Source organism: Cognataquiflexum nitidum (genome assembly GCF_022538055.1).
Classification (GTDB): Bacteria; Bacteroidota; Bacteroidia; order Cytophagales; family Cyclobacteriaceae; genus Cognataquiflexum; species Cognataquiflexum nitidum.
The window spans coordinates 1-24,178 of sequence record NZ_JAKZAM010000023.1 but is presented as its reverse complement, the minus strand read 5'-3'; the positions used below and the strand labels follow the sequence as shown (position 1 = coordinate 24,178).

Annotated in this window: 18 protein-coding genes; 10 read left to right on the top strand and 8 right to left on the bottom strand. The window is 38.9% G+C overall.

Going from position 1 to position 24,178, the window contains the following annotated elements; genetic code table 11:
• Positions 1 to 45: 45 nt before the first annotated feature.
• The 3 genes from MMU07_RS15170 (at position 46) to MMU07_RS15160 (ending at position 6,720) form a co-directional block, all read left to right on the top strand.
• On the top strand, positions 46 to 2,307 hold the full coding sequence (locus MMU07_RS15170; RefSeq protein ID WP_241126751.1) for an aconitate hydratase: 2,262 nt from the start codon (positions 46 to 48) through the stop codon (positions 2,305 to 2,307).
• A gap of 94 nt (positions 2,308 to 2,401) precedes the next feature.
• Complete coding sequence (locus MMU07_RS15165) at positions 2,402 to 3,625, top strand: porin (protein WP_241126749.1); 1,224 nt, start codon at positions 2,402 to 2,404, stop codon at positions 3,623 to 3,625.
• A 143-nt stretch (positions 3,626 to 3,768) separates the two neighbouring features.
• Positions 3,769 to 6,720: a PAS domain-containing hybrid sensor histidine kinase/response regulator gene (locus MMU07_RS15160; RefSeq protein ID WP_241126747.1), complete on the top strand. Its 2,952-nt coding sequence runs from the start codon at positions 3,769 to 3,771 to the stop codon at positions 6,718 to 6,720.
• Here MMU07_RS15160 and MMU07_RS15155 read toward each other — a convergent pair.
• Positions 6,717 to 7,664 (bottom strand): tetratricopeptide repeat protein, encoded by a 948-nt coding sequence (locus MMU07_RS15155; protein ID WP_241126746.1) that lies wholly within the window; start codon positions 7,662 to 7,664, stop codon positions 6,717 to 6,719. The genes MMU07_RS15160 and MMU07_RS15155 overlap by 4 nt on opposite strands.
• A complete protein-coding gene (locus MMU07_RS15150; protein ID WP_241126744.1) occupies positions 7,639 to 8,718 on the bottom strand; it encodes an AI-2E family transporter in 1,080 nt (359 codons plus the stop codon). Before MMU07_RS15150 ends, MMU07_RS15155 begins: the two co-directional genes overlap by 26 nt.
• A gap of 138 nt (positions 8,719 to 8,856) precedes the next feature.
• Between MMU07_RS15150 and MMU07_RS15145 the strand changes: the two genes are divergently transcribed.
• Together MMU07_RS15145 and MMU07_RS15140 are read left to right on the top strand one after the other, a co-directional pair.
• Complete coding sequence (locus tag MMU07_RS15145) at positions 8,857 to 9,852, top strand: cation diffusion facilitator family transporter (protein WP_241126743.1); 996 nt, start codon at positions 8,857 to 8,859, stop codon at positions 9,850 to 9,852.
• Positions 9,853 to 10,226: 374 nt separating this feature from the next.
• Positions 10,227 to 11,663, top strand: a complete 1,437-nt coding sequence (locus MMU07_RS15140) for an amidohydrolase (protein ID WP_241126741.1) — start codon at positions 10,227 to 10,229, stop codon at positions 11,661 to 11,663.
• Between the two features lie 114 nt (positions 11,664 to 11,777).
• Here MMU07_RS15140 and MMU07_RS15135 read toward each other — a convergent pair whose 3' ends face one another.
• Both MMU07_RS15135 and MMU07_RS15130 read right to left on the bottom strand, forming a co-directional pair.
• Complete coding sequence (locus MMU07_RS15135) at positions 11,778 to 13,805, bottom strand: M3 family metallopeptidase (RefSeq protein WP_241126739.1); 2,028 nt, start codon at positions 13,803 to 13,805, stop codon at positions 11,778 to 11,780.
• 125 nt (positions 13,806 to 13,930) lie between these two features.
• Positions 13,931 to 14,578: a sulfate ABC transporter permease gene (locus tag MMU07_RS15130; RefSeq protein WP_241126738.1), complete on the bottom strand. Its 648-nt coding sequence runs from the start codon at positions 14,576 to 14,578 to the stop codon at positions 13,931 to 13,933.
• Positions 14,579 to 14,654: 76 nt separating this feature from the next.
• Between MMU07_RS15130 and MMU07_RS15125 the strand changes: the two genes are divergently transcribed.
• The 5 genes from MMU07_RS15125 (at position 14,655) to MMU07_RS15105 (ending at position 19,943) form a co-directional block, all read left to right on the top strand.
• On the top strand, positions 14,655 to 15,848 hold the full coding sequence (locus MMU07_RS15125; protein ID WP_241126736.1) for a tetratricopeptide repeat protein: 1,194 nt from the start codon (positions 14,655 to 14,657) through the stop codon (positions 15,846 to 15,848).
• Positions 15,849 to 16,058: 210 nt separating this feature from the next.
• Entirely contained in the window at positions 16,059 to 16,541 is a 483-nt protein-coding gene (locus MMU07_RS15120; protein ID WP_113924451.1) for an Lrp/AsnC family transcriptional regulator, read from the top strand.
• 62 nt (positions 16,542 to 16,603) lie between these two features.
• The gene (locus MMU07_RS15115; protein WP_241126734.1) at positions 16,604 to 17,143 is read left to right on the top strand and encodes an NUDIX domain-containing protein; all 540 of its coding nucleotides are present in this window, start codon (positions 16,604 to 16,606) and stop codon (positions 17,141 to 17,143) included.
• A 17-nt stretch (positions 17,144 to 17,160) separates the two neighbouring features.
• On the top strand, positions 17,161 to 18,528 hold the full coding sequence (locus tag MMU07_RS15110) for an MATE family efflux transporter (RefSeq protein ID WP_241126732.1): 1,368 nt from the start codon (positions 17,161 to 17,163) through the stop codon (positions 18,526 to 18,528).
• A 59-nt stretch (positions 18,529 to 18,587) separates the two neighbouring features.
• Complete coding sequence (locus MMU07_RS15105) at positions 18,588 to 19,943, top strand: M24 family metallopeptidase (RefSeq protein WP_241126731.1); 1,356 nt, start codon at positions 18,588 to 18,590, stop codon at positions 19,941 to 19,943.
• Between the two features lie 560 nt (positions 19,944 to 20,503).
• On the opposite strand, the gene MMU07_RS15100 is transcribed toward MMU07_RS15105, so the two are convergent.
• The 4 genes from MMU07_RS15100 to MMU07_RS15085 form a co-directional block, all read right to left on the bottom strand.
• A complete protein-coding gene (locus MMU07_RS15100) occupies positions 20,504 to 21,694 on the bottom strand; it encodes an MFS transporter (RefSeq protein ID WP_241126729.1) in 1,191 nt (396 codons plus the stop codon).
• Between the two features lie 73 nt (positions 21,695 to 21,767).
• Positions 21,768 to 22,869 (bottom strand): peptide chain release factor 2 gene (gene prfB / locus MMU07_RS15095; RefSeq protein WP_241126727.1). Its coding sequence is split into 2 segments (ribosomal slippage): positions 21,768 to 22,808 and positions 22,810 to 22,869, totalling 1,101 coding nucleotides; the frame shifts between segments, so codons are not numbered across the junction.
• Positions 22,870 to 22,929: 60 nt separating this feature from the next.
• A complete protein-coding gene (locus MMU07_RS15090) occupies positions 22,930 to 23,514 on the bottom strand; it encodes a hypothetical protein (RefSeq protein WP_241126718.1) in 585 nt (194 codons plus the stop codon).
• A gap of 208 nt (positions 23,515 to 23,722) precedes the next feature.
• A complete protein-coding gene (locus tag MMU07_RS15085) occupies positions 23,723 to 24,094 on the bottom strand; it encodes a hypothetical protein (RefSeq protein ID WP_241126716.1) in 372 nt (123 codons plus the stop codon).
• Positions 24,095 to 24,178 lie beyond the last annotated feature (84 nt).

Sequence of the window (24,178 nt, the reverse complement as noted above, 5' to 3'; positions counted from 1 at the left end):
CGAACGATTAAAATAACCTTCTCAACATTTTAAATACAATTCCCAATGGCATTTGATATAGAAATGATCAAGGCGGTCTACTCCAAATTTCCCTCAAGGGTAGAGGCTGCCAGAAAAGCAGTAGGAAAACCACTGACCTTGACAGAAAAAATATTATATGCGCACCTGACGGAAGGCGAAGCAAATTCGTCTTTCGATAGAGGTGTGTCATACGTTGATTTTAATCCTGACAGGGTCGCCATGCAAGATGCCACAGCCCAAATGGCGCTTTTGCAATTTATGCAGGCAGGAAGAGATAAAGTCGCAGTTCCTTCTACTGTACACTGTGATCACCTGATTCAGGCAGAAGTAGGTGCCTTGGCTGACCTTAAGAAGGCCAATGACAAAAACAAAGAGGTCTATGACTTCCTTTCTTCGGTCTCAAATAAATATGGGATAGGATTTTGGAAACCAGGTGCGGGGATTATCCACCAGGTTGTTTTGGAAAATTATGCTTTCCCGGGTGGAATGATGATAGGAACAGATTCCCATACCCCTAATGCCGGTGGTCTTGGAATGATAGCCATAGGGGTGGGCGGTGCAGATGCCTGTGATGTGATGGCCGGTTTGCCTTGGGAATTGAAGTTCCCAAAGTTAATCGGAGTTAAATTGACAGGGAGACTTTCGGGCTGGACGTCAGCCAAAGATGTTATCTTAAAGGTAGCCGGCATACTTACGGTAAAAGGTGGAACAGGTGCAGTGGTTGAATATTTTGGAGATGGTGCAAGGTCCCTATCCGCCACAGGAAAAGGCACGATCTGTAACATGGGTGCTGAAATCGGTGCAACGACTTCTATTTTTGGTTATGATGAAAAATCTGAAGCATATCTCAGGGGAACCGAAAGAGGAGATATTGCTGATATGGCAAATACGATAAAATCCCATCTTACCGGAGATGACGAGGTTTATGCCAATCCTGAGAAATACTTCGACCAAGTTATTGAAATTAATCTTTCGACCCTCGAACCTCACATCAATGGTCCTTTCACCCCGGATCTTGCCTGGCCAATTTCCAAATTTGCAGCAGCCGTTAAAGAAAATGGATGGCCCGCCAAATTAGAAGTTGGATTGATTGGGTCATGTACTAATTCCTCTTATGAAGACATTTCTAGAGCTGCTTCATTGGCACAACAGGCTGTAGATAAAAAACTGATTGCCAAATCTGAATATACCATCACTCCAGGATCTGAACAAGTTAGGTTCACAGTGGAAAGAGATGGCTTTCTAGGCACTTTTGAGAAGATGGGGGGGGTTGTATTGGCAAATGCTTGTGGTCCATGTATAGGTCAATGGGCAAGGCATGGAGCTGAAAAGCAGGCCAAAAACTCAATTATCACCTCTTTCAATAGGAATTTTGCAAAAAGAGCCGATGGAAATCCAAACACACACTCATTTGTGGCATCTCCGGAAATTGTAACTGCTATGGCTATAGCAGGAGACTTGACTTTCAATCCTTTGACCGATTCACTTGTAAATGAAGAAGGTAATTCAGTAAGGCTTGAAGAACCAAGCGGCTTGGAATTGCCTACTAAAGGTTTTGCAGTGGAGGATGCGGGTTATCAGGCACCTGCAAAAGATGGCTCAAAAGTAAGTGTTCTCGTGGATCCAAAATCTGAAAGGTTGCAATTACTCGAACCGTTTAAAGCATGGGAGGGTACAGATCTCAAAGGCTTGAAACTTCTAATTAAGGCTAAAGGAAAATGTACTACAGACCACATATCTATGGCAGGTCCTTGGCTGAGATTTAGAGGCCATTTGGATAATATTTCCAATAACATGCTTATTGGGGCAGTAAATGCCTTTAATCTTGAAACAAATAAAGTCAAAAACCAACTTACCGGAGAGTATGGAGAGGTACCTTCTGTTCAGCGCCATTACAAGCAGCATGGAATTGGGTCCATCGTAGTGGGTGATGAGAATTATGGAGAAGGTTCTTCAAGAGAGCATGCGGCTATGGAACCAAGGTTTTTGGGGGTCAGAGCTATATTGGTAAAATCATTTGCCCGAATCCATGAAACAAACCTTAAAAAACAAGGTATGTTGGCCCTTACATTTGCCAATCCTTCGGATTATGATTTGATTCAGGAAGATGATTCCATCGACATTGTAGGTTTGGCTGATTTCAAACCGGGACAGCCATTGACTGTTGTCCTGAACCATGCCGATGGGACCAAGAATGAAATCAAAGTCAATCATACCTATAATGATGGACAGATTGGTTGGTTTGTGGCAGGTTCTGCGTTGAATTTGATCAAGGAGGAAATTTAATTTCTATAAACAAATTAAATATGGGCTGTAGATTCAATTCTACAGCCCTTTTGTTTAGCGTAATTTTCAAATTGAAAAGAAAATGTTTTTTAAAATGATTCACACAATCCAAAAATCCCAAATCTGTTTTTTTGTGATTTTATTTTCGCTTTTTTCTGTCGGTGGCCATATCTCATTAGGACAGACCGTAGAGTCTGATGAGCGCGCCCTTTTGAATGTGGATGAAGGAATCGGTTTTTCGAAAGATTCTCTTTTTTTGATGAATCTGAGGTTTAGGATGCAAAATAGAGCAGGGTTCAATACCCTAGATGGGGATGATTTTAGTATCAATGAATTTGAAATGAGAGTGAGGAGACTTCGGTTGAGATTCGATGGGTTTATTTTGAATCCGAAGTTCCAATATTATATTCAATTGGGTTTTTCAAAAGCTGATCTTGATTTGGAGTCAAGTAATGTCGCACAGCCGCTAAGGGATGCTATCGTCTATTATTTTGCCCATAAGAATTTTTATTTTGGCTTTGGTCAATCAAAATTGCCGGGAAACAGACAACGTGTCATCAGCTCGGGAAATCTTCAGTTTGCTGATAGGTCGATTGCAAATGCTGCCTTCACAATTGACCGGGATTTTGGTTTTTTTGGATATTTCACCAAAAAAACAGGTGACAATTCATTTATGCAATTGAAAGGAGCGATAACCACAGGAGAAGGAAGGAATGCTTCCAAGACCAATAATGGATTGGCATATACCGGCAGGGTAGAGTTTCTTCCTTTTGGATTGTTTACCAACAATGGGGATTATTCCGAAGGGGACATAGAATTTGAGGAAAATCCCAAACTTGCCATTGGACTGACCTTTTCCAGGAATCTTAAAGCAAGTCGCACAGGGGGACAACTCGGTATGCCATTGTTTGAAAACAGGAATTTGAATAGCTTTATTGCTGATGGTGTATTTAAATACCGTGGAAATTCAATTTTGATGGAGTATTTTCAAAGGAAAAGTTCTAATCCCATTACATCCAATGATGAAGGAGACATTCGTTTTGTTCAGGTAGGGCAAGGTCTGAATGTGCAGATCAGTAAGATGATGAGTCGAAAATCAGAAGTTGCAGTGAGGTATTCCTACGTATTACCCGACCGGTCGATCTCAGAGTTTCAGAGTAGGGTAGATGAGGCCCTTATCGGATATACCTATTATATCAACGGGCATAGGATAAAACTTCAAGGAAATGTTGGTTACAAGTGGCTGGAGGGGCTTTCAGGTTTTGAAAATGCAGGAAACTCTTGGACGGGAATGTTTCAGGTTGAATTCGGTATATGATGTAAACAACATTTTTTTATATATTTAATTACAATTTATTTGTGTCAAAAAACAATTTAATGTATGTTTACAACATAAGTTTACAAAAAGCTTAACACCCATTACAAATAGATTTTATTTTAGTTTCCAGAGCATTGTTTCTCATGAAGGAAAGAGGTATTAACAATACATTCAAGAAGATTATATATGAATCATCAGAGATGGTTTTCTTGGCTGATGATACCTATCCTTATAACATTTTTTACACAAACGAGGCATTTGACAAAACAATTGGGGACAAATTAGTCGATAAAACCCTGGTAGGATTGGGGTTGGACATCAATTCCTACATTTTCAGTGAAGAAATGATCATAAGCTTCCATGATCATGAATTTGCTTTCAACATTGAATTGCCACAAGACAATGGGTCAAACTATTTCCTTTTTTACAAAGGAAAAGAAATGAGAACCCAAGGGATGCCCAATAAGAAAGAAACAGGAATTTTTTTTAAAAATGTCCAAGACCTAATCGGTATTGGCCAAGAAAACTTCCTCACTTGGATAAGTGATTCTGTAAAAGATGTTCTTGGTTATTCTCCCGATGAAATGACAAATGTAGAGTTGTGTCAATTCTTTCATCCCGAAGATCTTCCCCAGGTTCAGCAGCTTTTGTTTTCGGTCAAAAACGGAACTACCGCTACCCATTTTGAGGCTAGGATGCTTTCAATGGCGGGGGACTACAAATGGGTTGAATGGAATGTAAATTTCTTGGAAGGGGTGTTTTATGCTGTTGGGAGGGATGTTACCCAAGAAAAACTCCTCAAAGAGGAGGTGAAATGGAAAAATGAACTTACCAACCTGGGTGAAATAGTCTCCAAGTCCGGTGTTTGGGAAGTCAGTCTTCCAGAAAATAAAGTTATTTTGAATGAAGGACTTTGTGCGATTTTTGAATCTGAAAGAGTAAATAGTATCAGTATAGAAGAAATCAACACTTATTTTCAGCCTGATTCCCGTCCTGTTTTTCAAAAGGCCCTTACCGAATTGATGGCAATTGGAAGAGATTTTGATCTTAAACTCAAAATAATTACCAAAAAATCAAAAGAGAAATGGGTCAGAATAATTGGGAAAGGACAATTCAAAGAAAACACGATTTCCAAGGTTTTTGGGACAATCAGGGATATTTCCGATGAAAATGACTTGATGGTTGAGCTGGGTTTATATAAAGAGATGTTTGAGCATTCTCCGGAATCCATTTTGATATCAGACATTTCAGGAAATATCATATTTACAAACCAAGAAGCAAACCAAAAGCTGGGAACAGTTTCCAAGCAGGATAAGTCATATAAGATTGGCGATTTTGAAACAAGGTTTACTGAAGAAGTTGAGTGGGAAAAGCATATTTACCAATTGACCAATGAGAATAACCTTATTTATAAAACCCAATATTCCAGGCAGGATAAGTCCACTTTCCACATGGAGGTGAACTGCCGTTTGGTGGAAATTAATAAAATAAAATATGTCCTTTCTTTTGCTAGGGATATTACAGAAAGGGTGGGGCTGGAGCAGACACTTCAGGAATCCTCCGAATTCCTACTTCACCTTACAGAACAGGTTCCGGGAGCCCTTTATCAATTTGTTCTTGATAAAGAAGGGCAGATGAAGTTCTCTTACCTGAGTCCTGGGATCAAAGAATTGCTGGGCATCAAAGAAGGAGACCTTAAGGATTTTAGCGACATAGGTCTTGCTATCAATAAAGTCCATCCCGAAGATATTGCATTGGTCCTTACGTCAACTGTAACCTCAGCGAGGACATTAAGGCCCTGGAATTGTCAATTTAGGGTAAAAGAGTCGTTAGATGGGCAGTTTAAGTGGGTATATGGAGCAGCAAAACCTGAGCAATTGGAAAATGGAGATGTGGTCTGGTACGGATATCTTACCGACATTACCGATCAGAAAAAATTTGAGGAAAATCTCAAAAATGCCCGTGAACAAGCTGAAAGAGCAAGCCAGATCAAATCGGAATTTTTATCGATGATCAGCCATGAACTTAGGACTCCACTCAATGCAATCTCCGGTTCAGTTTATACCTTACTTCAGGATGACCATACTTCTCATCAGGCCTCAGCCCTGAATACCATCAATTTTGCTGTAGACAATCTGATTATCATGATCAATGATTTGTTGGATTATCAGAAAATCGAAGCCGGAAAGCTTACTTTGGAAAATAATCCGATGAACCTGAAAGAAGTAGTAAATCAGGTAGTCAAAGGCTTAGAATTTCACGCCAAAGACAGTAGGAATAAATTGATCCTTAATATTCAGGAAGAATTGAATCAAGAGGTAAAAGGTGATAAAGTGCGGCTAGCACAAGTGTTAAACAACCTTGTTACCAATGCCTTGAAATTTACAAATAATGGCGAGGTGGAGATAAATGTGAAGCTCAGTGAAAATTCAGAAGAAAGAATCAAGGTATATTTTTCAGTAAAAGATACCGGAATAGGAATAGCAAAAGAACATCAATCAAGGATTTTTAATCAGTTTGACCAAATCCAACATTCGTTTAGTAAAAAATACGGAGGTACTGGTTTGGGTCTTTCTATCACAAAAAGATTGCTTGAGCAGATGGGAAGCCAAATTGGCCTCGAATCTGAATTAGGTTTGGGATCAATTTTCTTTTTTGAAATTGTTTTTGATAAAACTAAAAAGCAGATTGTACCGGTAACGCCTAAGGAAAACGGTTCAATGTTGCCTTTGAGCAAAATAAAATTATTGATGGCCGAAGACAATGATGTAAACGCCCTTGTCCTTGGAAAGATCATTAAAAAATGGGGGATTGATTATGATAGGGTCAATAATGGTCAGGAGGCCGTCGATGCCATCAAAAATGAAAAGTATGATTGTGTCTTGATGGATATTCAAATGCCGGTCATGGATGGATTTGAAGCAACCAAAATCATCAAATCCATTTCAAATGTACCTGTACTTGCATTGTCAGCAGCTGCCAAACAGGATTTGATAGAAAAAATTGACCAGAGCGGGTTTACAGGATACGTATCAAAACCAATTGATGCATCAGAATTATTAAAGAAAATCAAAGAGGTCTTAAATCAATCCTAATTACATTTACCAATATATTCTTTGACTAAGTCCATTTCAGGATCTTTTTTAAAAACCTCTTCAAAGTAAGTCAATGCCAAATCTTTTTGGTCTTGGTAAAAATAATAAATCCCTTTGTTTCTGATTGCATAAAGATTTTTTGGATTTTGCTTCAAACTGAAGTTGATGTCTCCAAGTCCTTTTTCATATTCACCCAAATAAATAAGATAAAGGCCACGGTTATTATAGAAAAAAGCCTCTTTTGAGTTTAATGCTATGGATTTTTCGATCCATTCCAGTGCTTGAGAATAATCTTTAGATTCAAAAGAGAGCATAGATCTGAGGTTGTATATGTTTGGTTCTTCAGGATTTAGTTTTTGAGCAAGGTCCAAAACACTTTTTGAAGTATCAAATTCCTTTAAATAATAATGCAGTGTCGCTTTATTGATTAAGACTTCAGGATTGTCAGGTTGAAGTGCCAAGGAACGATCAAACTCCGATAATGCCTCTCTATAATTTTTCATTTTTTCAAGAATCAACCCTGTCAAAAAATGTCCCTTCCAACTTTGGGGAAGCAAGGAGAGTAAATTTTTGCTGTCTTCTAAAGCTTTATAATATTCACCATTGTCCATCAGACTTACACCACGCTGGAAAAGTGCCAATGAGTCAGACGGGTTTTTTTCAAGAATACTTGAATAATCAGAGATTGCCTCATCAAGTCTGTTGAGTTGTTGGAAAACCAAACCTCTGTTATATAGAGCGTCTTTGTAATCTGGATCAACCAATAGTGCCTCTGTGTAGAAGTCAATGGCAGACTGAGGGTCGTTTTCTTTTAGTTTTTCATTTCCTTTCAATAAAAAACGTCCTTTCTTGGTTTCTGTATTGTCACATGAAAAAAACAGAATTACCCCCAAAAGGAGTATTGTTGAAATTTTGATGTTATTCTTTAAAGTAATCAATGTCATTTTTTTCTTCTCCTAATAATAAAGCATAAGGTTTTGTTGCATCAGTAAGTTCAAATATTTTTCTTAAAACAGCCAAAGCTGGAATTATAAGTATCATCCCGACTACTCCCCAAATGGATGCACCTACCAATAATCCTAGAAATGTTGCAAAAGCATTTAAATTAACATTGCTTCCCACGATTTTGGGAGTCAAAAAATTAGCTTCGATCATTTGGATCAATTGGAAAGAAACTATAATTCCAATAGGGTAAAAGAGACCGTCTTTGGTGAGAAAAGCAAAAACCACCGGTAGCACCAAGGCGACTAAAGGGCCTAAATAAGGTACAATATTTAAGACGGCAGCAAATACACCAAAAAATATAGCATGTTTGATTCCTAATCCAAACAACACAGCGGTATTTAAAATTGCCAATATGACCATTACTTTAAGAACACCCACAATATAACTTTGAACTACTTTTCTTAAAACCAAAATTTCCATTTTTACTTTTTCTTTGTCGTGTCGGGGAAACAGACCCGCCAAGAATAAAGTGAGATGGTCTCGGTAAAGTAGGAAAAAGAATATAAACACAGGAAGCAATAAGACCATGGAAAGTGAACCTATCGTACCAAAAACAAATTCAGCTAGACTTGAACTGTGAGTTTGGACCCAATCAAGTAAAAAATGCTTGTCAATGCCATTTCCTATACCGGTTTCTATCTGGAACTTATCCGAAATAAAGCCATCAATCTGAACCAGATACACATTGAGCTTTTCTTTTACATTCCCAAGGTCTCTTCCGAATGAAGCAATTTGAAAAACAATAAAGGACATCAGTCCAAATATAAAAACCAGGCCTGAAACCAAAGAAATCACGGTACTCCAAACTCTGGAAATTTTTTTGGACTCAATATAATCGGACATTGGGGTTAGAAGGATTGAGACCAATCCTGCCAAAAATAAGGGAACCAATAGACTTCTTCCTATGATCAGGATAAAAACGATTACAATAATCAATAAAAGTACAGCAAGTGCTTTGAGATAGGGAGGTAAATTGAAGTTGCCTTGGTTCATATTTAAGTAGAAAAGAAGTTTAAACAGAATAGAAATGTCCTTTTCAAGAGATTCTGATTGTTGTAAGAAATCTATTGATGAATGAATTTGAAAACTCATTAAATTTAATTCTATTTTTATCAGTTCAAAAAAATTGAAGTGGAAAGAGAAAAGACCATTTGGATCAGGGTTTCATTTATTGTCAGTTTTGTCCTGTTAATAATAAAATTCTATTCATTTTACATTACCAATTCTACCGCGATCCTCACAGATGCCTTGGAAAGCATTGTTAATGTCGTGGCAGCAGGCTTTGCGACTTACAGTATCTACCTGAGTTCAAAACCAAGAGATGAAAATCATCCTTATGGACATGGAAAGATTGAATTTTTCAGTGCAGGTGTTGAAGGTACTTTAATTATACTAGCGGGTTTTTTTATTATTTACCAGTCGATTTATAGCTTTTTCTTTCCATCTGTTTTAGATAATTTGTTTGAAGGGATTTTGCTGATTACGATTTCGGGCACGATAAATGGAATTCTGGGACTGATTCTTCAAAAAAGAGGAAAAAGCCTTAACAGTATTACCTTAGAAGCAAGCGGCAGACATCTAATGACCGATACTTTGACCAGTTTTCTATTGATATTGGGCGTGTTAATTATTTTAGTTACCGGATACCAATTTCTCGATTCTATCATTGCGGTGGTTTTTTCCCTTTATATCCTTTATTCAGGATATGGATTGGTGAGAAAATCCGTAGCTGGACTTATGGATGAGTTAGATCCCACAGCGATTGATTCAACCGTAAAAACGATCAACCAAAAACGTAAATCTAGCTGGATAGATATTCACAATATGAGGGTGCAGCAGTATGGTGGAGACAGGCATATTGATTTGCATCTGACTTTACCTTATTATTTTGACCTGAAGCAAGTACATAACGAAGTAGAGGAACTGGAACAGGCGCTAGAAGACGGATGGCCCGGGGTGATGGAGGTTTTTGTTCATGCGGATCCTTGTATTCCGGAGAAATGTTGCCATTATTGTCAGCAGAAAGATTGCCAGGTAAGAAAGTTTCCTAAAGACACTAAAATCGAATGGACTTCACTGAATATGTCCAAAAATCAAAAACATTATCATGAGTTAATCAGGCAATAATATTCTAAAACGTAAAAAAAAATAAAATATTTTATCTCTTTTTTCAAGAATACAATTATCTTAGTATATTCAACAAAAAAAAAGCTATGAACGAGGACAAACAATTTCGGGTACTGTTAGCAGTTACTTCCGTAGTATGGTTAATTCTTGTTGGAGTTCTAATCATAATCTGACGAGATATTAAGGTTTTAAGCTGTACCTACTCATACAGCGAATGCTTTTCAAATGGATTAAGGAGTTTAAAAAGGGATACATAAAAATGTATCCTTTTTTTTTATTTTTCATATTTTGGAGTTTTCTGTTTCGTTTTAATTCCCCAACACTTATTTTTAAAAATACTTACTTGTAACAAATTTTATTTAAACATAATGACTATGAAGAAAATATTACTTGGTTTACTGGGAATGCTTATTTGGTTGCATTCCATGGCTCAAGAGCCCTCTCATGAAGCTTTTATTGTCAAGCAGTTGGATGCAAATACCGAAAGGTTTTCAAAAGCTGCACGGGAAATATGGGAGAATCCTGAATTGGGTTTTCTTGAATTTGTCAGCTCTAAGGTTTTGATCGATGAGTTGAAGGCCTCCGGATTTAATGTGGAAGTGGGTGTAGCTGGTATGCCTACAGCCTTTGTGGCCACATACGATAAAGGAGGTCCAGTCATCGGTTTTCTTGCGGAATATGATGCCCTACCAGGTTTATCCCAAGACGCTGTTCCTTACAGATCGGTGATCGTTGAAGGCGGAAATGGACATGGATGCGGACACAATCTATTTGGCACTGCGGTAGTCGCTTCAGGCGTAGCTTTAAAAGAATGGATTGATGCCAACAATATTAAAGCAACGATAAAGATTTTTGGAACACCGGCCGAGGAAACCGGTGGCGGGAAAGTTTATATGGCTAGGGATGGTATTTTCAATGGGGTAGATGCAGTCATCAACTGGCACCCCTCAGACCGAAATGCTGCCAATGCTTCTACCTGTAATGCGGTAATCGGTGGCAGATTCAGGTTTTATGGTGAGACAGCCCACGCCGCTGCTTCTCCTCAAAGAGGAAGGTCTGCCCTCGATGCCGTAGAAGCAATGAACATGATGGTAAACATGATGCGTGAGCATGTGGATCAAGAAAGTAGAATCCATTACATTATTTCTAGTGGGGGATTAGCACCAAATGTAGTTCCGGATTTTGCGGAAGTGAGGTACATGATCCGCCATCCTGATATTACAGAATTGAAAGACATGTGGGCCCGAATCGGAAAAGCTGCCGAAGGTGCTGCCATGGGGACAGGTACAAGGGTAGAAATAGAGTTGGCTTCAGGATTATATGGCTTACTGCCAAATGAAACTTTGGCAAAGCAAATGCATAAAAACCTGAGCTCCCTTGGAGGAGTGGAGTATGACGAGGAAGAGATCAAATGGGCCACAGAAATCCAAAAAACCTTTAATTCCCCCAAAGTACCTTCTTTGGATGTCGCAAAAAAAATCCAGCCTTATGCCCTGAATTTCTTTCCGGCATCCACTGATGTCGGTGATGTAAGTTATGTAGTGCCGACGGTGGGTTTGGGAACGGCAACTTGGGTGCCGGGAACTGCCGCACATACTTGGCAGGCAGTTGCTGCCGACGGAATGAGCATCGGATTTAAGGGAATGATGCTTGCAGCAAAAACCATGGCTTTGACAGGAAAGGACTTGATCCTTAATCCGCTGATCATCCAAGAAGCAAAGAAGGAGTTTGACGAAAGATTAGGAGGGGTGAAATACGAAGCGCTAGTTGGCGATAAAGTGGTACCTCTTGATTTTAATGTTACCAAGTAAATTTGAAAATCCTTAGGTTATTTGAAAGAAAGATTTTTTAGAACTGAATAACCTGAAGGGTTACATAAAAAATTAAAACCGGCCTTCAATCCATTTTGAAGGCCGGTTTTATTTTTAAACCAAACCCGCCCTTTTAAGCAAAGCATCAGGTTTTGGATCTCTTCCTCTAAACCTTTTGTAAAGAATGGTAGGATGTTCCTTTCCACCTGCTGACAAGATATTCTCCTTAAATGAGTTGGCAGTTTCTGGATCGAAAATCCCCTTTTCGAGAAACATTTCAAAGGCATCAGCATCTAAAACCTCTGCCCACTTATAACTGTAATATCCTGCCGCATAGCCACCTTGGAAAATATGGGAAAAGGAAGTACTCATCAAGGTGCCTTCCACATCGGGAAGTAGAGAAGTAGGTTTTAGGATTTCCCTTTCAAAAGCAAATATATCAGTAATCGAAGCAGGGTCAGTTCCATGGTAAGCCATGTCAAGGAGGCCAAAACTGATTTGCCTCACAGTCTGATAACCTTGTTGGAAATTGGCAGCGTTTTTAATTTTTTGAATCAACTCAGAGGGGATAATTTCCTCTGTTTCATAATGCTTTGCAAAAAGATCCAAACATTCTTTCTCATAACTCCAATTTTCAAAAATCTGGGAGGGAAGTTCTACAAAGTCCCAATAAACACTCGTGCCAGTCAGCGATTCATAATTGCCCTTTGCCAGCATGCCGTGTAAGGCATGTCCAAATTCATGGAAAAGGGTGGTCACTTCATTAAATGTTAAAAGAGAAGGCTTGGTTTTGGTAGGCTTGGTAAAATTGCAGACTATCGAAACATGTGGTCTGAATTCTTTTCCCTTCGTGGTTTTTTGTCCCCTGAAACTAGTCATCCAGGCACCGTTTCTTTTTCCTGCCCTTGGAAAAAAATCAGCGTAGAAGACTGCCACATGATTACCTTCAGTGTCAATGACTTCGTACGTCGTCACCTCAGGATGGTATTTTGGAATGTTTTGGTTTTCTATGAAATGGATACCAAATAATTTTTCGGCAGTAAGAAATACCCCTTCAATTACATTTTCAAGTTTGAAGTAAGGGCGAAGCAACTCATCGCTGACCTCGTATTTTTGGTTCTTGAGTTTTTCGGAATAGAATGCAAAATCCCATTTTTCTATTTCCTCTAAGCCATCGATTTCCTTTGCAAAATATTCAAGCTCTTTGACTTCTTCCTTTGCTTTGGGTTTGGCCATTTCCAATAAGTTATGCAGAAAATCCATCACTTTTGGGGCACTTTTAGCCATTCTTTCTTCAAGTACAAAGTCCGAGTAACTTGGATAACCAAGGAGATTGGCCCTTTCATTTTTGAGTCTCAACATATCTTTGATATGCTGCTGGTTGTCAAACTCGTCACCTTTACAGGATTTTGTGCTAGAGGCAATGAACAATTCCCTTCTCAACTCCCTTTTTTCGGAATACATCATAAATGGGATATAGCTGGGGTAGGCAAGTGTAAAGACCCATTTACCCTGTTTTCCTTTTTCTTCGCCTGTTTGCAGGGCAGCTTCTTTGACTGCCTCCGGCAGCCCTGCTAGGTCTGATTCTTCACTGATGACCAATTCATATTTGTTTGTTTCGGCCAATACATTTTCACCAAACTTCAACCCTAATTGGGAAAGCTCCCTATCAATCTCTCTCAGTCTATGTTTTTGGTTCTCGTCAAGTTTGGCGCCATTTCGAACAAAACTTTTGAAGGTCTTTTCCAGAAGGGTTTTTTGTTCTTCCGTCAGGTTAAGTTTCTCTTTTTGTTCATAGACAAATTGGATATTGGCAAATAGCGCTTCATCCAATAATATATCATTGCTGTGTGCAGTCAGAAGAGGGGAGATTTCTCTGGCCAAAGCCTGGATCTGATCATTGGTCTCGGCACTGTTGAGATTGAAAAAAATGGAGGATATGACATTCAGTTTTTCTCCGGATTGGTCCAATGCAACTATTGTATTCTCAAAAGTCGGAATCGGGGTATTCTTTATTTCCTGAATTTCCTCTTTTGCTATTTTTATAGCTTCCTGAATGGCAGGTAAATAATGTTCAGGCTTGATTAAGTCAAATGGGGCAGTTTCAAATGGCGCAAAGAAGTTGTCCAATAATGGATTCATAATTTTTTTAGTTTTAAAAACACGAAATTAAATGCTTGTAAAGGTAATCAAGTTTGAAACCAAGAGCGGAGAAATATGGTTTTAAAAGTGTCAAAATTCAGTTTTTAATCATCTTTATGGTTTCTTTATTTGTACACAAGAATGTAAAACAGAAGCCATAGTAAAAACATCAAAACATAACTAAACAGAATCACGAAGGTTGATTCTGAAATTGTCCTTCTGCTGACTGTGTGAAATCCTAATACCAAAAAGACAATATAGACCACCTCAAATAGGTTGATTGCCCTTAATGGATAATGATATTTGGGGGCGATATTTTCGGGATCAACCAACGCAAACAGGGAAAGTGGGTAATACCACTTGATTTCCTCATAGGTGACAGAATCTGAAGGTTTGATGTAGACCAACATTTTGATCAACTCAGGGAAAATAAATATAAATTCAGCGACTAATACAAATTGCCACAGACGAACAAATGGCGCCTTATAGCCAAATGCAAATGCGCCCAACCAAATTACAAAAGCAGTCGCAGTAAATTTCCATAGTAAAGCAAAAGGAGTCCATAGGTAATTCAGTGCATTGAAGATATGGAATATCATAAATGAGCCTTCTGACTCCAATTTTTCATAACCTGGAATGGACTGAAGAATCAGGTCGTTAGTGACATACCTTACCAATAGGTATAAAATGACTAAAATCAAAAAAAACAGCCTTTTATCGAAATCTAAATTGGCTTCGATACGTTGTGAGATAGGACTGGAAGTCTGAGACATAATTTGAAATAATTATAGCCAAATCTAAATGATTGTTTGGAATTGCATATAATTTTGAGGAAAATTTAGAATAAGAATGCGAAAAAGAGGATTTTCAGCCATATTGATTTTGATCTTGATTACGAGCCTTTCTATTGCGCAGAATAAGCCATTAGATCAGGTTGGTAAGAGTCAATCCCCTTATTTGTTATTGGACAAGGGCCTGCAGTTTAGAATCACAGAGAATGTTAATGCCCTGTATAATTTTGATTTTGAGACGGCAGAGCGTGGTTTTAGAGTCATGCAATACCAATATCCTGAACATCCACTTCCGTATTTTTTGTTGGGCTTGAGTACCTGGTGGAAAATAGCCCCTGATGTAGAAAATGATAAGTATGATGATCTGTTTATCAAGCAGATGGACGTGGTCATTGACAAAGCAGAGGAAATTTTCGATAATGATCCTAATAACAAAGAGGCGGCTTTTTTCTTGGCAGGGGCATATGGTTTTCAGGGAAGATTATATAGCGAGAGAAAAAGCTGGACAAGAGCAACTTTTGCAGGGAAAAATGCCCTCAAATATTTGAATCTGAGTAGGGGAGAGGAGGAGTTGGGTCCGGAACTGCTTTTAGGAGATGCCTTGTTCAATTATTTTTCGGTATGGATTCCGGAAAATTATCCTTTGTTAAAACCTGTGGTCGCCATGTTTCCAAAAGGAAACAAAGCCCTTGGTTTAAAACAATTGGAAGATGTGGCTCAAAATTCATTTTATGCAAGAATCGAAGCCCAATATTTTCTTTTCAGACTTTATGCATCAGAAGAAAAACAACCCTATAAAGCATTGGCAATTACGGATTATTTACATGGTAAATTCCCAAATAATCCCTATTTCCATCGGTCATATGCAAGGCATTTATATACTGTAGGAAGAATCACAGAGGCAAAAGAACTTTCAGAGCAGATACTTCAGAGAATCGATGACAAATGGACCGGCTATGAATCCAACAGCGGTAGGTATGCTGCATTTTATATAGCCCAATATTATGACAGGATCGGAGATCAAAAAGAGGCAAAGAAGTATTATTTAAAAACGCTTTCCTATGGTGAAGAATCAGAAAGTCAGGAAAGCGGGTACTATTTATATTCCTTGATTGCTCTTGGAAAGATGGCAAATCAGGAAAAAAATAAGCCCTTGGCCAAGAGTTATTTCAATCAGGTAAAGAAATATGCCAAACGAAAACACCCCGCCCATAAGGAAGCAAGAGATTATATCAAAAAGAATAAACTTTAATAATATTTTCCCGTAAGAGTTATACCAAATTCAGGAGATAATTTGAATAAGTTCCTTAAGTTGAAAACAATTCAATGCAAATATTCTGAAAAGTTGCTATTTGTTAAACAATATTTTGCAAACAGGGTTTTAATTTGTAATTAATTGTTTTAAAACAATATCAAATTATATTAACTTTGCACAACATAAAATTTTGAAAATTCAAGAATCATGGATAATAGCATAAAAGTGAAATTCGACAAAATAGACCGCAAGATACTGGAGATACTTCAAGCGAACGCCAAAATAACCAATGCCCAACTTTCAAAAGATATAGGGCTTTCGCCGGCTCCCACATTGGAAAGAGTAAAGAAATTGGAACAATCGGGAATCATCAAAAGCTATCATGCAAAATTGGATCCTGAAAAAATCGGACTTGGAGTAAGTACATTTGTCTTGGTAAGCCTTATTGGTCACAACAAAGGGAATATTGATGCTTTCATGAAGGAAATTAATGAAATCCAAGAGGTCATCGAATGTCACCACATTACGGGTACCGGTGATTTTATTCTGAAGATTATTGCCAAAGACATCACAGCCTACCAAAAATTGATGCTCGAAAAAGTAAGTGAAATTAAAGAAGTGGATTCGATGCAATCCATGGTGATTCTTTCTACTTTTAAGGACAGTAAAGTATTGCCGATCCCTGCTTGATATTTATAAACCATAAATCACAAGGGTGGCCAAAAGTCACCCTTTTTTTATTTGAAACATACATGGAAAATCCGTGGAAAACAAAGTCCAAAGCGGTGATTTACCAAAATCCCTGGATCAAACTGGAAGAGCACCAAGTAGTGATTCCATCAGGAAAAGATGGGATATATGGGAAAGTCATTTTTAAAAATAAGGCCTTGGCAATCATTCCTGTGGATGAAGATTTAAATACATGGCTTGTTGGGCAGTTTCGATATACTTTAAACGAATATTCTTGGGAAATCCCAATGGGCGGTGGACCTTTGGAGATGGATATTCTGGATTCTGCTAAAAGGGAATTAAGGGAAGAAACCGGGCTCTCAGCCAAAAAATGGACACAGATAATGAGAATTCATACTTCCAATTCTGTGACGGATGAGGAAGGTTTTTTATTCCTTGCAGAGGAACTTACCGAGGGTGAAACTGAATTTGAAGAAACCGAACAGCTCCAAATCATTAAATTACCCTTAAAGGAGGCTATTCAAAAAGTAATGAATGGGGAAATAACTGATGCCATCTCTATTGCAGGTCTATTGAAAGTTGCAAGAATTCTTAATCTCTGATAAGCGGTATATTCAAGATGCTCATTCCAAATTTCAAGGAAAATTTTTCAAAGACTTTTTACTTAGCTTATCCAGTTATGTTGAGTCAGTTAGGACAAGTATTGGTAGGGGTTGCTGACAGCATGATGGTTGGCCGTCTTGGTGCAGTTCCTTTGGCTGCTGCTTCCTTGGCAAACAGTATTTTCTTTGTTGTCTTGATGTTTGGAATAGGAATATCTATGGCGATGACTCCATTAGTAGCTATGGCGGATGGAAAAAACAAAGGCAAACGGATTGCCCGATTGTTTAACCATGGATTTACAATCAATATGGTCGGAGGAGTTATACTGTTTTTTTTGATTTTGTTGGTGTCTCCATTTCTCAAGCACTTAAACCAACCGGAAGAAGTAGTCGTAATGGCCGTTCCATATTTGGCCATCATCACGTTTTCTTTACTTCCATTTATGCTTTTCCAGACCTTCAAGCAATTTGCCGAAGGCTTATCCCAAACCAAGCAAGCCATGTACATTACAATTTTCTGTAATGTTATCAATGTTTTTCTGAATTGGGTGATGATCTATGGAAATCTGGGGTTTCCTGCCCTTGGATTGAATGGTGCAGGATGGGCTACATTGATATCCAGAATAATGATGGGGTTGATGATGGCCTATTATGTGTGGAATTCGAAGAGATACAGCACGTACAACCTAAGTTTGGGATTTAAAAAACTTAGCTTCCCAATGTTTTCAAAGCTGATCAAAATCGGTGTTCCGACTGGATTTCAATTTATTTTTGAAGTTGGGGCATTCAGTGCGGCGGCTATTATGATGGGATGGATTGGAGTTACGGCTCTTGCTGCGCATCAGATAGCCATTAACCTTGCTTCAATCAGTTATATGATGGCCTCAGGGCTTTCTACAGCCGCGATGGTTAGGGTTGGGAATCAGTTGGGCAGAAACGACATCAAAACCCTCAGAGAGGCAGGTTTTACTGTATTTGTGATGGTGGCTATTTTCATGAGTGTTTCCGCAATTCTTTTTATAGTATTTCGGGAATTTTTGCCATCACTCTACATTGATGATGTGTCGGTGATTCAAATGAGTGCCACCTTGTTGGTCATTGCGGGATTTTTCCAATTATCTGATGGAATCCAAGTAGTCGGACTTGGGGCGCTAAGAGGCATGAGCGATGTAAGGGTTCCCACCATCGTGACTTTGGTAGCCTATTGGGTAATTGGATTGCCATTGGGATATATTCTTGCTTTTTCTTTTGGAATGGAAGAAGTAGGGATATGGGTTGGCCTTTTGATTGGATTGACAGTGACAGGAATCATGCTTTTATACCGATTTCACAAACTCAGCCAAAGACTTCTTCTCAGCCAAAAAACCAATCTTTCAGCCGGATAGTTTGTCTTTTTAATCTTGATAATTCTTCCTATTTTCCGAAATTAAATTTGGAAAACGACATGAAAAAATTCTTAATTGCCCTTGCATTGTTTCTTGGATTTGGTGGAATCCTATCAGCCCAATCCCCCCATATTTTGAGTCAAAGAGATCAGGCCGACATCATCGATCAATGGTTGGAAGAAAGAATCCAAACCCTCTTGCCTTCGCTGATGGACAGGACAGAGATAGATATGTGGGTAATCATCTCAAGAGAGTACAATGAAGACCCTGTAATCAAAACCTTTTTGCCTGCCACTTGGCATGCCGCAAGAAGAAGAACCATGTTGGTCCTGTACAAAGCCCCCGGATCGGCCACTGTCGAGACATACGCTGTAGCGAGGTATGATGTCGGAAAATCATTCAAAAAGGCTTGGGATCCAGATACCCAACCGGATCAATGGAAGCGACTTTCAGAACTGATAGTGGAGAAAAATCCTAAGAAAATCGGATTGAACATTGCAAAGGATTTTGGTCATGCAGATGGACTCAACGTAACCGAATACAATACCTTAAAATCTTATTTACCTGACAATTTCCAAAATAAAATTACTTCGGCGCAAAATCTTGCTGTAGGATGGTTAGAAACCCGTACTCCTTCAGAAATGGCCACTTATCGCCACCTTCAGACCATTGCCAATAGCATTATCGCCGATGGACTTTCTGAAAAAGTGATTACACCCGGAGTTACCACGACTGACGATGTGGTATGGTGGTATAGAGAAAGAATCAAGGAACTGAAGTTGGATACCTGGTTTCATCCTTCGGTGGATATCCAAAGGGCTGATCCTGCTTCACAGGGTCAATTGAGGTCATTTGCTGTGAAAGCAGATTCCGAGGTCATCATGCCTGGAGATATGCTTCATATAGATTTTGGTATTTCTTACTTGAGGTTAAATACGGATACCCAACAGCTAGCTTATGTCCTCAAACTTGGCGAAAATGAGGTTCCTCAATACCTTAAAGATGCCATGAAAGTCGGCAATAGGCTACAGGATATTCTCACTTCTCAATTTGTGACAGGTCGTTCAGGCAACCAAATCCTGCGGGAAACCAGAAAAATCATGGATGCTGAAGGCATAAAAGGCAGTATTTATTCTCATCCTCTCGGCATGCACGGCCATGCCTCCGGGCCGACCATCGGTATGTGGGACAATCAGGGAGATACTCCAGGTGCAGGGGATTATCCATTATATCCAAATACCGTTTACGCTATTGAACTTAATGCTGTTGTTTTTCTAAAAGAGTGGAACAAGGAGTTAAGGGTTCAGCTAGAAGAAGGAGCTTTTTTTGATGGAGAAAAAGTCACTTACTTAAATGGAAGGCAGGTTGAAATAATGCCTGTTCCAAGGAAAAACGGATTCTTGCACAATCCCTAAGGTCATTCAAAAAATGATTTATCCATGACCTCTTTGTGGATTATTTCTTCGATTTGGGTGATAATACCAAACCTGCAGAAATAAGTTATCCCTACATGTAGGAGTATCTCGACCCCGTAAATGATTTTATTGGTTGTTTCCAATCATGTAAGCAAGGCACTCAGAATAAATAATAATGCGCCATAAATACAGAGTTGAAGCTGTGTTGGTTGATAATTAACATCCTGTTCAAATCCAATGTAATGGTGAAAATACCAAAGGATGAATAGAGTAACCCTGGGAGTAATTATTCATTGTCATATTCAAAAATAACGCAGACATAAATAACCAAAACAATCAACGCCATTGACTAAGGCCATCTCTTCATAAGGGATGGCTTTACGTTTTTGTTCTGTGAATTGGGTCAAAAAATAATACAATAAACCCTAGAAGGTTTGAGCTACAATAAATGAATAGATGTCAAAAGTTTTGGACATACTATCCTCAATATCCAAAAATATCAACAAATCTACCGGCAAATAGATAAAAAAGCTATTGGCAAAGGAGCTTATATCCATAAATTATTCATGATCTTTTGCATTAAGCCTGTCTTTTTGGTTGTTTCTCAAAAAAAGCAGAATGCCGAATGCTGCCAATGAAAATATTCCTGCTATCGAAAAAACCAAGGGAAAATTAGCCGATTTGTTGGCATAAACATAGCCTGAAACCAAAGCACCCACACCGATTCCGGATTCCATGGCAATGTACATGGTAGCCAATGCCCTTCCCCTAAACTTATCTAAAGAAAGATCAATCGTCCATGCTGAAATAGTGGGGGAATTCATGCCAACAGAGCAACCGAAAATTACTCCTCCAAAAAGGAACATGGCTTTTGATTCAGCAAACCCGATCAGAAACATCGCTATTCCCATAGAAAGGCAGGCCACAAGCATTACAGGAATTCTTCCATATTTGTCGGAAGCCCTGCCTGCAATGATTCTGATTCCCAAAGAAGAAAGCGTGAAAACCGCGAAAAACAATCCTTTGTTGAGGATTCCCAAATGCTCAGAAAAGTCGGGAATAATAGTCAGAACTGCCCCAAAGGAAAATACAGTCAAAAATAATACTAGAGAAGGGGCCAATACCCTTTTTTCAATCACCTCGTCCCCCTTCAATTTCAATAACTTTGGATGGAATTTTTCCGGTTTGGCAACAGTTTCTTTTAGCCTGATCAAGATCAAAATGGAAAGAATAGCCGTAAATGCAGAAGTGTAAAATAAGGGCTGAATTCCCCAAATAGACCCGATATAACCTCCTGTCGCTGGTCCGGCAGCCATTCCCAACGACCCAAACAACGATTGGATACCCATGGCTTCCCCACGCCTATTGAATGGGACAATGTCTGCTACGTATGCGGAGGTTCCTGTAGGGGTGAATCCTGTAGAGAATCCATGCATAAACCGTAAGAAAAGAAAACCTGCCACCGAGGTGACGATGGGATAAGCCAGGCTTGCGATGATGCAGACCACAGCTCCAAAAACCATTACAGGAATTCGGCCTATTTTGTCTGCCAACTTACCGCTAAATGGACGTGAAAGTCCGGCTGAAAGTGTGAATAAAGCAATGATCAATCCTTTGTAATCCTCACCGCCCAAAGAACTCAGGTAGGAGGGGAGTTCAGGGATGATCATGTTGAAACTTGAAAAAAACAAAAACGAACTCATGCAGAGGAGAAAATAATCCAAGGTAAAGAATGGAGGTAAAAATCTCATGAAGGAGTTCGGTTAGAAATAAAACAATCCTGATCCAGAACAGGTCTGAACCAGGATTATAAAGTCAAAAAGATCAATCTTGGTTAGCTTCTTCCTCGCTTTGCGCAAGCAAAAATGCCTTTATAAACTCATTGATATTCCCGTCAAGTACACTTTGGGTGTCGGAAGTTTCGTAGCCTGTTCTGGCATCTTTTACCAGTTTATAAGGATGCAGGACGTAGTTTCTGATCTGAGAACCAAAGTCAATCCTCAATTTTCCGGATTCTACTTTTGCCCGCTCGGCATTCCTTTTTTCCATTTCCAACTGATAAAGTCTAGACTTCAACATTTGCATGGCTTTTTCCCTGTTGGCAAGCTGAGAACGCTCAATCTGGCAGACTACCACGATTCCTGTCGGTTTGTGGGTAAGCTGCACTTTGGTTTCGACCTTGTTTACATTTTGCCCACCGGCACCACCAGAGCGTGATGTATGAAGTTCCACGTCTGCCGGATTGATATCAATCTCGATGGTATCATCTACTTCAGGATAGGCATATACCGAGGCAAACGAAGTATGTCTCCTTCCATTACTGTCAAAAGGTGAAATCCTAACCAAGCGGTGGACACCAATCTCGGATTTGAGGAAACCGTAAGCCAATGGCCCTTCAAACTCCAAGGTGCAGGATTTGATTCCGGCGACTTCACCTTCCTGCAAATCCACCTCACGAACTTTGTAACCGTTTTTTTCGCCCCACATGATGTACATTCTCATCAAGATAGAAGCCCAATCGTTACTTTCTGTACCTCCTGCACCGGGGTTGATTTCAAGCACGGCATTGAGTTGATCTTCCTCGCTGCTGAGCATTTTTTTGAGTTCAAGGTCTTCCACCTCACCCAATACTTTTTTGTACTCTGACTTCATTTCTTCTTCAGAAACTTCGTCCATGGAATAAAAATCAAAGAGAACTTCCAGATCCTGAAGGCTGGTTTCTACTTTTTCGTATGGAGCAGTCCATCCTTTTTTGGATTGGATTTGCTTCATAGTCTTCTCCGCTTCATCAGAATCATTCCAGAAACCGGGCTGTGATGAAACAGCCTCCAAATCTTCTATTTCTGCTTTCTTCTTATCGTAGTCAAAGATACCTCCTCAAAGCCGAAACGCGGGCTCTCAAGTCTTTCAACTGGTCTGATGTCATAATTTATTTAGTTTTTGAAGTGCAAAAGTCGAAAAAAATCCCCGATTTACCTATTAATTTTCAATCTCCATACAGAATTACAATCTGGATTTTGTTGTCTCCTTTGTGTTTGAATTCTTTGTAGCGGAGTTTTGATATCACAAATCCACCGGCAATAAGACCTGCTGATAAGGCCCAAGATTCCTCCAACCGAGAAAGGTCTCCTTGTTGGTAGAGGCTATTGACAGTATTTACAAGAAGAAAAATGACGCCTGCTCCCATACTTAGGAAAGACAGGTTTTTGATTGTTTGGTTTCTTTGGTCTTTGTTGCGGATGTCAACCACGGTGATATCCTTGGGTTGGAGGATGTTTTCAGAAAGGACAATAATGTCTGTTTTGATATCGACGATCACATCTGTGACAAAATAATCAAACTTGGTGGACTTGTACGTTATTTCTTCACCGATCTGAAACCGGAGGGCGGTTTTGGTATTGGAACCCTTTTGAAGAAGGAGGAATTTTTGAGAATAGGAATGATGGGCCAATGAAAACAAGAGTATCAGGGCAATGAGGGATACTTTGGATTTGAAAAAGGTTCTTTTCATGTAATCGGCCTTATTGGTGCTGTCAGGTATAACGGAAAACTCCAAAAGAGTTTTATTCACAAATAGAAGATTTTAGGCTAATATAATGAAATGAGGGTAAATATGGTTATTTGGCAATTTTTGGGTTTACCAACCTAATAGATTTTTGATTTTATTAGATCTAATAGCCTTGGATTGTCTTCCATTATAATGCCATTTAGGGATACCCCATAAAATCCCCCTGCTTTTTAATTATATCTAACGATCTAATTAAAAAGCAATAGTAGAATTATCTTGTGCAATCAAAATCTAACACAAACGTAGTATCCATTCCTGACCTAAAAATTCTGATTTTTAAATCCTTTTTTTCCTTATAAACCGTGTCGCCAATCTCAAAAAAATCATAAACTCTGCTTAAATCCTTTCTAAACAAATAAGTCTCCCTTTCCTTTTCGCCAATTTTATATTTTATAGTTTCATAATCTCTGTATAGTGAGTCAAGATATTTATCAGTTATGATTCCATTTCGTATTTCTAAGCCCATTGCACTTTTTTCAGTTTGGCAAGCAACCCGATTAGGGAGATTCGGAACAAAAAATATAATTATTCCAAAAAAACCAAGCAAAATAAAAATGGGCCAAATTATTTCTAATCTCTTCATTTTTTTATATGTGTATCCGTATAAGTGCACGTAACAAAATTTGACAATTAGTGTCAATGATTTGGTGTTGTATTTAGGTAGGCG

Bases quoted from the DNA above. Each gene is read 5' to 3' on its own strand.
- MMU07_RS15160 (WP_241126747.1), top strand. From the start codon at position 3,769: ATGAAGGAAAGAGGTATTAACAATACATTCAAGAAGATTATATATGAA.
- MMU07_RS15115 (WP_241126734.1), top strand. From the start codon at position 16,604: ATGGAAAATCCGTGGAAAACAAAGTCCAAAGCGGTGATTTACCAAAAT.
- MMU07_RS15135 (WP_241126739.1), bottom strand. From the start codon at position 13,805: ATGAATCCATTATTGGACAACTTCTTTGCGCCATTTGAAACTGCCCCA.
- MMU07_RS15170 (WP_241126751.1), top strand. From the start codon at position 46: ATGGCATTTGATATAGAAATGATCAAGGCGGTCTACTCCAAATTTCCC.
- MMU07_RS15125 (WP_241126736.1), top strand. From the start codon at position 14,655: ATGCGAAAAAGAGGATTTTCAGCCATATTGATTTTGATCTTGATTACG.
- MMU07_RS15140 (WP_241126741.1), top strand. From the start codon at position 10,227: ATGAAGAAAATATTACTTGGTTTACTGGGAATGCTTATTTGGTTGCAT.
- MMU07_RS15130 (WP_241126738.1), bottom strand. From the start codon at position 14,578: ATGTCTCAGACTTCCAGTCCTATCTCACAACGTATCGAAGCCAATTTA.
- MMU07_RS15150 (WP_241126744.1), bottom strand. From the start codon at position 8,718: ATGAACCAAGGCAACTTCAATTTACCTCCCTATCTCAAAGCACTTGCT.
- MMU07_RS15110 (WP_241126732.1), top strand. From the start codon at position 17,161: ATGCTCATTCCAAATTTCAAGGAAAATTTTTCAAAGACTTTTTACTTA.
- MMU07_RS15155 (WP_241126746.1), bottom strand. From the start codon at position 7,664: ATGACATTGATTACTTTAAAGAATAACATCAAAATTTCAACAATACTC.
- MMU07_RS15100 (WP_241126729.1), bottom strand. From the start codon at position 21,694: ATGAGATTTTTACCTCCATTCTTTACCTTGGATTATTTTCTCCTCTGC.
- MMU07_RS15085 (WP_241126716.1), bottom strand. From the start codon at position 24,094: ATGAAGAGATTAGAAATAATTTGGCCCATTTTTATTTTGCTTGGTTTT.
- MMU07_RS15120 (WP_113924451.1), top strand. From the start codon at position 16,059: ATGGATAATAGCATAAAAGTGAAATTCGACAAAATAGACCGCAAGATA.
- MMU07_RS15105 (WP_241126731.1), top strand. From the start codon at position 18,588: ATGAAAAAATTCTTAATTGCCCTTGCATTGTTTCTTGGATTTGGTGGA.
- MMU07_RS15165 (WP_241126749.1), top strand. From the start codon at position 2,402: ATGATTCACACAATCCAAAAATCCCAAATCTGTTTTTTTGTGATTTTA.